The following is a 2,329-nucleotide window of genomic DNA, read 5'->3' as shown; positions in this document are numbered from 1 at the left end:
AAAAAATTAACTCAAAGCCCGTTGGTGGAGACTGTTTACTGCGCCAAAGGGAACCCAGGGATGGCCCAGGACGGCATTACATTAGTCGACATTGCGGAAAACGACCATCAAGGATTGGTTCAATTCGTCAAAGACAACAACATCGCTTGGACTTTCGTCGGACCGGAAATACCTTTATTTGAAGGGGTAACGGATGTATTTGAAGCGGCTGGCCTGAAAGTCTTCGGACCCAGCAAAAAAGCGGCCGACTTGGAATGCTCCAAGCAGTTCGCAAAAGACCTGATGAAAAAATACGGCATCCCGACTGCAGCCTATGAGACATTCGAGGACTATGAGGCAGCCGTTGCTTACGTGGAAGCCAATGGTGTTCCGATCGTCATCAAGGCGGACGGTCTGGCAGCCGGAAAAGGCGTCGTTGTCGCGATGACGATGACGGAGGCTCTGGATGCGCTGAACGACATGCTCCTGCAAGGCAAATATGCAGCCGGCAAACCGAAAGTCGTTATCGAAGAGTACCTTGAAGGGGAAGAATTCTCGTTGTTCGCGCTGGCGAATGGTGCGAAGTATTACTATTCAGGCGTCGCACAAGACCACAAACGCGCCTATGATGGCGACAAAGGCCCTAATACGGGCGGCATGGGCGCTTATTCGCCAGTACCGCAAGTATCTGAAGCTATGATTCAAGAAGTGCTGGATACGGTCGTAAAACCGACTGTAGAGGCGATGGTTGCTGAAGGCATCCCATTCAAGGGAGTTGTCTATGCCGGCTTGATGATCACCGCCAAAGGGTTGCGCGTCATCGAATTCAATGCCCGTTTCGGCGATCCGGAAACACAGGTCATCATGAACCAGATGGCATCCGATTTGGCGCAAGTCATCGATGACATCCTGAACGGAAAAGATCCGGTCATCGAAATGTATACCGATCGTTACACTTTGGGTGTTGTTGTTGCCGCTGAAGGCTATCCTGAAGCACCAATGAAAGACATCCCGTTGCCTGATCTGGATACGGAAAATGCCGATTGCATCGTCTATGCAGCAGGCGTGAAGGCTGGCGAACAAGGACTATTGTCAAACGGCGGTCGTATCCTGTTGATCGCTGGCCAAGGCGAAACGCTCCAAGCCGCGCAAGACAAAGCTTACCGTTACCTGAGTGCAAATCCGATCGCGCATACTTTCTACCGTTCCGACATCGGAGCAAAAGCGATCCGTTTTACCGAAAAATAGCAAGATGAGGGGGAGGCTTCGGGTCTCCCTCTTTGTATTTCTGCCCTGAAAAGTTATACTGAATCTGACAGAACTATCCATTTGAGGAGTGAGTGATATGGTGAAAACATTGATTCACAGCGGAAAAGTCGGACTGCAAGGTTTGAAATGGGAAGACCGTGCGGAACAGCCGGCTGGACCTTCCGAGATCAAAATAAAGGTCAAAGCGGCGGGACTGAATCATCGCGACCTTTTTGCCTTAAGCCAAGTCCATGAGAAGCATCCGGTTGTCATCGGATCGGATGCTGCCGGTGTCGTTGTGGCTGTCGGAGCAGAGGTGACGCGTTTCAAAATCGGTGATGAAGTGATGCTTTATCCCGGCAGCGGGTGGCGCAAGAACAGCGACACGGCTCCGGAAACCTTCGCGATCCTCGGGAGTTCGGAGCAGGGGGCGATGGCGGAGGAAATCGTTGTTTCCGAAGAGAATGCTGTCCACAAACCGGCCCAGCTGTCTTGGGAAGAAGCAGGCGTTTTGTCCCTGTCCGCTTTGACAGCTTACCGTGCCTTATTCACAAAAGGCGGAGTATCGGAAGGCATGAAAGTCCTGATCCCAGGCATCGGCGGCGGAGTAGCCAACTATCTGCTGCAATTCGCCAAGGCAGCTGGAGCGATAGTGTACGTCACGTCCCGTTCCCAAGAAAAATTGAGAATGGCGCTGCAGCACGGAGCCGAAAAAGGCTTGCTGCACGATGAGGATTGGGTCGAAGGAATCGGCGGAAAAGTGGATGTCGTAATCGAGTCAGTCGGAGCAGCCACTTTCGACAAATCGCTGGCTGCGGTCCGCAGAGGCGGCACTATCGTGACTTTCGGCTCATCGACGGGCGATCTGGTCACCTTCGATCTGCGGAAATTCTTTTACGGACAGTACACGCTGAAAGGTTCGACGATGGGTAGCTTCGAAGAGTATGAAGCGATGCTCCGTTTTGTCGAGGAACATGATCTCCATCCGGTAGTGGATGCCGTTTATCCGGCAGAGGAGTTCAGGGAGGCATTCCAACGGCTGGAAAATGCCGAACAGACGGGGAAAATCGCCTTGCAGATCGGTTGAATTGCAACAAAACGG

Annotated in this window: 2 protein-coding genes; both read left to right on the top strand. The window is 52.3% G+C overall.

The genetic code is table 11. The annotated features are described in order from the left end of the window. Positions 1 to 1,227, top strand: a 1,227-nt coding sequence (gene purD, locus WBV27_RS03350; protein WP_424199407.1) for a phosphoribosylamine--glycine ligase, incomplete at its 5' end; no start/stop codon positions are given. Between the two features lie 97 nt (positions 1,228 to 1,324). Beyond that, a complete protein-coding gene (locus tag WBV27_RS03345; protein ID WP_424199405.1) occupies positions 1,325 to 2,314 on the top strand; it encodes a zinc-binding dehydrogenase in 990 nt (329 codons plus the stop codon). The last annotated feature ends 15 nt before the right edge of the window (positions 2,315 to 2,329 follow it).

Source organism: Trichococcus sp. (assembly GCF_049589555.1).
Classification (GTDB): Bacteria; Bacillota; Bacilli; order Lactobacillales; family Aerococcaceae; genus Trichococcus.
The sequence above is the reverse complement of the archived record's forward strand: the minus strand, read 5'-3'. Positions and strand labels throughout refer to the sequence as shown.

Coding starts and splice junctions, on each gene's coding strand:
- WBV27_RS03345 (WP_424199405.1), top strand. CDS start 1,325: ATGGTGAAAACATTGATTCACAGCGGAAAAGTCGGACTGCAAGGTTTG.